Below are 7,416 nucleotides of genomic sequence, written 5' to 3'. Positions count from 1 at the left end.
ATACCCCCCCCCCCCCTCGGGGGGGGGGCCCCCCAACCCCCCCCCCCCCCGGCGTGTGTGTGTGCCGCGGGCGTTACCCCCCCCACAACCCCCCCACGACCAGCCACGGCAGGCTTGTCAGCGGAGCGAGAAGGTTGCCAGGTTCACCGGGCCGTCGAAGGTCAGGTAGACGTCGTGCCGTCCGCTCGCCTTGGCCAGGGCCGCCGTCACCGTCGTGTAGGCGTAGTGGTCGCCGGTGGCCGCCACGGCCGCCGTGCCCAGCACCCGGCCGGTCGGCGAGTCCAGGCGGATCGTGACCTGCGACGACGCCGGTGCGGACACCGAAGCCGAGAACCGCGCCGGGCCGTTCAAGGCCACGTTGCGGTAGGCCACCCAGCTGCCGGCCGCGGCGGCGACCGAGGTCCCCGAAATCTTCGACGTGTCCGTCAGGGTCGTGCCGGAGTAGTCGTCGAAGTTCTGGGCCTGGGTCGGCCGGCTCAGGTCGCGGGGCAGGGCCGGCTCTCCCGGCACGTAAACCCGCTGCGGGGCCGAGAGTTCGGCGGCGTTGCGGCCCACCGAGAACTCGTACACCCCCGCCGCCACCACGGACCGGTCGCGCGAGACGTCCCAGGCCGCCAGGTCCGCCACCGGCACCTCGAACCGCACCGTGCGGGTTTCCTTCGGCCCCAGGGTCAGCTTCGAGAAGTCCCGCAGCCGCTGCACGCCTGAGTTCTTGGAGTAGAGCTGGACGACGTCGGACCCGCTGCGGGCGCCGGTGTTCGTCACGTCGACGCTCACCTTGACCTTCCCGCCGGCCTGGGCGGCACGCACGTTGCCGTACCGGAAGCTCGTGTAGCTCAGCCCGTAACCGAACGGGAACAGCGGCTTCCCGCGGTAGTACTGGTAGGTCATCCCGGTCTTGGCGATGTCGTAGTCCAGGATGCCCGGCAGCCCCGCGTCGGAGGCGTACCACGTCTGCGTCAGCCGCCCGCTCGGGTCCTGGTCGCCGAAGAGGACGTCGGCGACCGCGTGCCCGGTTTCCTGCCCGGCGTGGCTGGTCCACAGGATGCCGGGCACGGACAGGCTGTCCCACCCGGTCGTCGGGTAGCTGTTCTCCACCACGACGATCGTGTGCGGGTTCGCCTTCTGCACCGCCTCGACCAGCGCCCGCTGCGCCGGGGCGAGCTCGGTGCTCGTGCGGTCGTTCGCCTCGCGGCCGTTGATGAACGGCATGCTGCCGACCACGACCACCGCGGTGTCGGCGTCCTTGGCCGCGGCGACCGCGCTGCCGACGCCGCTGCTCAGCACGTCACGGCCGAACTTCGTCGCGTGGGCGGCGTCCGGGGACGAGATCGTCAGGACGCCGTCGGTGCCGACGACGGCGAACTTGTTCGGGCCGAACCACGGCTCGTTCACCTCGTTGCCCGCGTACTCGAGCACGTAGCTGCCGTCCGCCTGCGCGTCGAGCTTCAGCTGCTGCTGGACGAACCAGCCGGCCGGCTGGTCGACGTCGTTCACCAGCGCGCCGCCGGAGTAGCTGAGGAACTTGCCGTTGGCGGCCGCGCGCAGGGTGTTCTTGCCCGCGCCCCAGTCGTAGACGTCGAAGGATTCTGCGGTGCCGGCGACGGTTCCGCCGGCGGTGACCTTGCCGGTGGTCGCGGGGGCCGTCAGGTACCGGCCGGTCGAGAGGTCCTTCAGCGCGACCCGGTCGACGCCTTCGGACGACGCGACCTGGCCCGCCGCGCCGAGCCGCTCCCGGATGCCCTGGACCGGGGTGACCTTGTACTGCATCGCGCCGGCGTACCAGTCTTCGTACAGCGTGTTCGACAGCGGGCCGACGACGGCGATCTTCTTGTTCTTCGCGGCGTTCAACGGCAGCGCGCCGGCGTTGTTGCGCAGCAGCACCATCTGCGCGTCGGCGGTCTTGCGGGCCAGGGCCTGGTGTTCGGGCGAGCCGATGACGGCCGGGGTGATCTTCGCGTACGGGTTGCGGCCCGGCGGGTCGAACTCGCCGAGCCGGAACCGCAGCGAAAGCAGGTGGCGGTCGGCGTTTTCGACGTCGGCCATCGCCAGGAAGCCCTTGGCCAGCGCCTCCTTGACCGCGGCGACGGTGATCGAGCCGTCGGTGTCGTTGTCGGTGAAGCTGTCGAGCCCGGCCTTGATCGCCGCCGCGTCGCCTTCGGCCTTGGTGGCGTAGTACTTCTCGGAGTTGACCAGGTTGGACGGCGCGCCGGCGTCGCTGACGACGGCGATGTCCTGCGGCGCCCAGTTCCGCAGCGCGCCGTCGAGGTCCGGGCTCACGTGGTTGGGCCGCCCGTTGACCAGGTTGTACGACGGCATGACGGCGTTGGCCGCGCCCGCCTGCAGCGGGATCTTGAACGCCTGCTGGTCGTAGTCGTGCAGGATCTTCGGCGGCACCGAGGAATTGCTCGTGTCGCGGTTGACCTCGTTGTTGTAGGCCAGGAAGTGCTTCAGCGTCGGGGCGGCCTGCAGGTACCGGGGGTCGTCGCCCTGGATGCCGCGGCCGTAGGCCACCGCGAACTCGCCGGTGAGGTAGGGGTCTTCGGAGTAGCCCTCCTCGTTGCGGCCCCACCGCGGATCGCGCAGCAGGTTGACCACCGGGGCCCAGAGGTTGAGGCCCCACAGCGTCGGGTTCCGGGCGTTGAAGCCGCGGGCCTCCTGCCCGACGGCCGCGCCGACCTGCTTGACCAGCGCCGGGTCCCAGGTGCTGGCCAGGCCGATGGCCTGCGGGAAGACCGTGCCGTCCGCCTTGACGACGGCGCCCTTGTTGTCGTAGTCGGTCGACCAGGCCACGCCGTGCAGGGCCTCGGTGCCCGTCTTGAACACGCCGATGCCGAGCCGCGGGATGGCCGGCTCGTACTGGTGCAGCAGGGAGATCTTCTCGTCCGCCGTCAGCCGGGACAGCAGGTCGTCGATCCGCGTGGCCAGGGACAGGGACGGATCGCGGAACGGCGGTGGCGGCGCCGCGAGCGCCGGCGAAGGGGCCAGCAGCAGGGTCGCGGCCACCGCCGGGACGAGGGCACGGCGGAACAGGGACTTGCGCACGGACGGCCTCCGGAATCGTCGAATCGTTTCGACGGCGCGGCGCGGAACATTCGCGTCGAAGGGTGGGAGCCTGACGACTATTACAGCCGTGTGAGCACGAGGTCAAGAGTTCCTGGGAACGCTCCCAGACGGCCCCGCCGATCGGCGGAAACCCCGCGCTGAGCTGCAAGAAGAACCGCCAGCAGGCAGTTTCGACGAATTCGACGCCGAGGCCGGTTGTCGAATCCGAATCGAATACGTACGAACGGCGAATGGCGCTTGTGTTTCCGGCCGGTGTCACCTACCTTCGTGCCATCGTCGATGCGCTTCGACACCGACGCACTCCTCCCCCGTGCCCCAGGAGGCCGCCCGTGGTCACGATCAACGACGTCGCCAACGCGGCCGGGGTCGCCCCCAGCACGGTGTCGTACGTGATCAGCGGCAAGCGTTCGATCTCGCCGAAGACCCGGCGGCTGGTCGAGGACAGCATCCGCAAGCTCGGGTACCACCCGCACGCCGGGGCGCGGGCGCTGGCCAGCAGCAAGACCAACGTGCTCGCACTGGTTGTGCCGCTGCGCACGGACCTCAACGTCGCCGTGGTGATGGAGTTCGTCGCCTCGGCGGTCACCGCGGCCCGCGCGCACGACCACGACCTGCTGTTGCTCACGAAGGACGAAGGACCCGCTGCGCTGCAACGGGTGGCGTCGTCGGCGATCGCCGACGCGCTGATGGTGATGGACGTCGAAACCGCCGACCCGCGGGTGCCGATGCTGCTGGCCCTCGACCTGCCGGTGGTGCTCATCGGCGTGCCGGACCACCCGGCCGGGCTCAGCTGCGTGGACCTCGACTTCACCGCGGCCGCCTCGGCGTGCGTCGCGCACCTGGCCGACCTCGGCCACCGCTCGATCGCGCTGATCGGCCCCTCCCCCGCCGTCTACCGCCGCGGCACGAGCTACGCGACGCGGTTCCTGCGCGGTTTCGACGAAGCCGCGAAGAGCCGTGACGTGCGCGCGGCTTCCCGGTCGTGCGCCCATTCCTACGAAGCGGTGAGCGCCTGCCTGGACGACCTGCTCGCCACCGACCCGGGCCTGACCGGCCTGGTGGTGCACAACGAGGCCGTGCTGCCCGGGCTGCTGTCGGACCTGCGCCACCGCGGCCTGCGGGTGCCCGAGGACATCTCGGTCATCGCCGTGTGCCCGGACAGCATGGCCGAGCAGCACGCGGTCGCGCTGACCAACGTGGCCATCCCGGCCGAAGAGGTCGGTACCCAGGCCGTCGAGATGACCATGCGCCGGCTCGCCGGCCACACCACCCCGGAGGTCCGGCTGCTCGGGCCCCGCCTCACCCGGCGCGAGAGCACCGCCTCGCCGCGCTCCTAGAACCCGGTTCTGCTCCGCCGCCGAAGGAGAATCACCATGTCCTTGGTTCGACGCGCCCTCGTACTGTCCGCCGGCGCCGCGCTGCTGGCCGCCTGCAGCCCCAGCCCGGCGCCGTCCGCCCCGGCCGGTTCCGGCGCCCCGGCCGCCACGTCGATCACCGAACTCGACTACTACGCCGACGAGCAGGGTTCCGCCGCCTGGCAGAAGATCCTCGACACCTGCGCCGCGCAGACCGGGATCAAGATCGAGCGCCAGAAGGTGCCCACGGCCCAGATGCTGCCGAAGGTGCTGCAGGGCGCCAGCTCGAAGACGCTGCCGAACCTGCTGTTCACCGACAACCCGACGCTGCAGCAGGTCGCCGCCACCGGCGCGCTGACCCCGCTGGACGGCTACGGCATCACCACCGACGGCTACTACCCGAGCATCGTCAAGGCCGGCACCTACCAGGACAAGGTGTACGGGGTCGCGCCCGGTGTCAACGGCCTCGCGCTCATCTACAACAAGGACCTCCTGCAGGCCGCGGGCGTGCAGCCGCCGAAGACCTGGGACGAGCTGAAGGCCGCGGCGGCGAAGCTGACCAAGGACGGCAAGTACGGCCTCGCCTTCTCCGCCGTCCCCTCCGAAGAGGGCACCTGGCAGTTCCTGCCGTTCTTCTGGAGCAACGGCGCCGAACTGGCGCAGCTGGACTCCCCGCAGGCGGCGCAGGCGATGCAGTACGTGACGGACCTGGTGACCTCCGGTTCGGCGTCGAAGTCCGTGGTGACCTGGAACCAGAACGACGTCGCCGACCAGTTCGTCGCCGGCAACGCGGCGATGATGGTCAACGGGTCGTGGAACATCGCCCGGCTCGACGAGCAGAAGTCGCTGCACTACGGCGTGGTGCCGATCCCGGTGCCGCAGGCCGGCGGCAAGCCGGTGGTCGCGCTCGGCGGCGAGGTCGGCACCGTGCCGGTCACGAACGGGCCCGGTCAGCAGGCCGCCGGCAAGGTGCTCTCCTGCATCCTGTCCGAGTCAACGATGGTCGAGTGGAGCAAGGCGCACGCCTACATCCCGTCGAAGACGGCGGTGGCGCAGAAGTTCGGCACCGGGCAGCCGGCGATGCAGGCGTTCGTCGACGAGGTCGGCACCGCCCGCTCCCGCACCGCCGAGCTCGGCGAGAAGTACCCGAAGGTCTCGCAGGCGCTGGCCGACGCGCTGCAGGCGGCGCTGACCGGGAAGACCCCGGTCGACCAGGCCCTCAAGGCCGCGCAGCAGACGAGCGGATCGTGACGCTCGCCGCCGCCCCGACGGTTTCGGCACCGCCTCGGGCGAACCGGAAGTCCCGCCGGGACAACCGGTTCGCCGCGTGGGCGTTCCTGGTGCCCGCGCTGGCCTACGTCGTCGTGTTCTTCGGCTACCCGCTGGCCGCGAACCTGGTGATGAGCACGCAGAACTACACGGTGAAGTCGTTCTACACCGGCGAAGCACCCTTCGTCGGCTTCGCGAACTACTCGGCCGTGCTGAACAACCCGCTGTTCTCGACGGCGGCGCTGAACACGGTGCTGTTCACCGCCGGTTCGCTGGTCTTCCAGTTCGGCATCGGCCTGGCGCTCGCGGTGTTCTTCAACGGCCGGTTCCTCGGCAGCGCGCTGCTGCGGTCGCTGCTCCTGCTGCCGTGGCTGCTGCCGCTGGTGGTCAGCGGCGCGGTCTGGCGGTGGATGTTCGACCAGGACCACGGCGTGCTCAACGCGGGCCTGCGGTTCGCCGGGCTCGACGCGGTGCCGTGGCTGAGCAGCACGAGCTGGGCGCTGCCGGCGGTGATCCTGACCAACATCTGGATCGGCATCCCGTTCAACCTGGTGATCCTGCACGGCGGGCTGCGCGCGATCCCGGCGTCGCTCTACGAAGCCGCCGAGCTGGACGGCGCCGGGGCCTGGCAGCGGTTCCGGCACGTCACCTGGCCGCTGCTGCGGCCGGTCACCGGGATCGTGCTCATGCTCGGGCTGGTCTACACGATCAAGGTGTTCGACGTGATCATGGTCGTCACCGGCGGCGGCCCGGCCAACGCCACGCAGACGCTGACCACGTGGTCCTACCGGCTGTCCTTCCAGGACTTCGCGTTCGGGCAGGGCGCGGCGGTCGGCAACGTCCTCATCGTGGTGGCGACGGCCTTCGGGCTGCTGTACCTGCGCTCGGCGAAGGCGACCCTGGCGGAGGCGGCATGAGGGTCTCGGGCCGGACCGTCTTCGGGGTCCTGATCGTCGCGGTGCTGCTGTTCCCGCTCTACTGGATGGTGAACGCCTCGCTGCAGCCCAGCGGCGCGCTGCTGCGCCCGGACCCGGCGTTCTTCCCCACCGGCGGCACCCTGGACGGCTACCGGAAGGCCCTCGCCACGCAGGGCCCGAACCTGCTCTCCAGCGTCGTCGTCGCGGCCGGGACGGTGCTCGTGTCGCTGGTGGTCGCGGCACCCGCGTCGTACGCGCTGGCCCAGCTCAAGGTGCGCGGCGGCCCGGTGCTGGTGTTCGTGCTGCTCATCGTGCAGATGATCCCCGGCATCGTGATGGCCAACGCGCTCTACACGGTGTTCAGCAACCTCGGGCTGATCGACAACTACCTCGGGCTGGTGCTCGCCGACTCGACCGCGACCATCCCGTTCGCGATCCTGCTGCTGCGGGCGTTCATGATCTCCGTGCCGAAGGAGCTCACCGAAGCGTCCCGGGTGGACGGGGCCGGCTACTGGCGGACGTTCTTCTCGATCATCCTGCCGGTCAGCCGCAACGCGCTGGTCACCGCCGGGCTGTTCGCGTTCCTGTTCGCCTGGGCGGACTTCCTGTTCGCCGTCACCCTCACCACCGGGCAGTCGTTCGAGCCCATCACCGTGGGCATCTACCGGTTCGTCGGCAACCAGTCCGCCGACTGGAACGGGATCATGGCCACCGCCGTCCTCGCCGCGGTCCCCGCGGCCGTCCTGCTCGTGGTCGCCCAGCGCTACGTCGTCGCCGGGCTGACCAGCGGCGCCGTCAAAGACTAAGGA

General features: G+C 70.6%; 5 protein-coding genes. 4 read left to right on the top strand and 1 reads right to left on the bottom strand.

The annotated features are described in order from the left end of the window. Positions 1–117 precede the first annotated feature (117 nt). Complete coding sequence (locus ABZW17_RS30170; protein ID WP_354821663.1) at positions 118–3,045, bottom strand: glycoside hydrolase family 3 C-terminal domain-containing protein; 2,928 nt, start codon at positions 3,043–3,045, stop codon at positions 118–120. 350 nt (positions 3,046–3,395) lie between these two features. Between ABZW17_RS30170 and ABZW17_RS30165 the strand changes: the two genes are divergently transcribed. Genes ABZW17_RS30165 through ABZW17_RS30150 form a run of 4 tightly spaced genes read left to right on the top strand, consistent with a single transcriptional unit; the run spans position 3,396 to position 7,413 of the window. Beyond that, complete coding sequence (locus tag ABZW17_RS30165; protein ID WP_354821660.1) at positions 3,396–4,403, top strand: LacI family DNA-binding transcriptional regulator; 1,008 nt, start codon at positions 3,396–3,398, stop codon at positions 4,401–4,403. 36 nt (positions 4,404–4,439) lie between these two features. Beyond that, on the top strand, positions 4,440–5,672 hold the full coding sequence (locus tag ABZW17_RS30160; protein WP_354821657.1) for a sugar ABC transporter substrate-binding protein: 1,233 nt from the start codon (positions 4,440–4,442) through the stop codon (positions 5,670–5,672). Further along, positions 5,669–6,607 (top strand): sugar ABC transporter permease, encoded by a 939-nt coding sequence (locus ABZW17_RS30155; protein ID WP_354821654.1) that lies wholly within the window; start codon positions 5,669–5,671, stop codon positions 6,605–6,607. Before ABZW17_RS30160 ends, ABZW17_RS30155 begins: the two co-directional genes overlap by 4 nt. Continuing rightward, on the top strand, positions 6,604–7,413 hold the full coding sequence (locus ABZW17_RS30150; protein WP_354821651.1) for a carbohydrate ABC transporter permease: 810 nt from the start codon (positions 6,604–6,606) through the stop codon (positions 7,411–7,413). Before ABZW17_RS30155 ends, ABZW17_RS30150 begins: the two co-directional genes overlap by 4 nt. Positions 7,414–7,416 lie beyond the last annotated feature (3 nt).

The sequence above is a fragment of the Amycolatopsis sp. NPDC004625 genome, from assembly GCF_040609695.1.
In the GTDB taxonomy this organism is placed as follows: domain Bacteria; phylum Actinomycetota; class Actinomycetes; order Mycobacteriales; family Pseudonocardiaceae; genus Amycolatopsis.
Note: the sequence above shows the minus strand (reverse complement) of the source record. Positions and strands in the feature narration are given on the sequence as shown.